General features: G+C 59.5%; 1 protein-coding gene. It reads right to left on the reverse strand.

Going from position 1 to position 593, the window contains the following annotated elements:
* Positions 1–593, reverse strand: a 593-nt coding sequence (locus OKC27_RS22850) for a DEAD/DEAH box helicase family protein (protein ID WP_270806765.1), incomplete at both ends; no start/stop codon positions are given.

Raw genomic sequence — 593 nt, forward strand, 5'->3', positions numbered from 1 at the left:
TCGATGGCCCGCTCGTTGACCTCCAGATCGGGGATGCGCTCCTCATAGAGCAGCGGCGTCACCGTTTTGTCCTCGACCGCCCGCTGCATGGTGTAGGCATGGACGATGGGGCCAAACTTATTGGTGGTCTTGTCATCCTTGAGAAGCGGCGTGCCGGTAAAAGCCACAAACGCGGCGTTGGGCAATGCCAGCTTCATGCGGACATGGTTCTCGCCCCCCTGGCTGCGGTGGCCCTCATCGATCAGCACGATGAGATCCGGGCTCTTGTTGATGCACTCCGGCAACTTGGTCGCTGAGTTGAACTTCTGAATAAGCGAGAAGATGATCCGCTCGCTGCCCTTACCGATCTGCTCGGCCAGCCGCTTGCCCGAGGTAGCCATGGCCGCCTCTTTATCTTTCTTGCCCGCGAGTTCACCGCTGGAGGCAAAGGTCTTGCTGAGCTGGCTCTCCAGATCCACCCGGTCGGTCACCACCAGCAGGCGACACTGTTTCAAACTATCGTGCAGGATCAGCGCCTTGCTGAGGAACACCATGGTGAACGACTTGCCCGAACCAGTGGTGTGCCAGATCACCCCACCTTCTCTCCCGCCATC

It is taken from the genome of Aeromonas sp. QDB62, assembly GCF_027705695.1.
Classification (GTDB): Bacteria; Pseudomonadota; Gammaproteobacteria; order Enterobacterales; family Aeromonadaceae; genus Aeromonas; species Aeromonas allosaccharophila.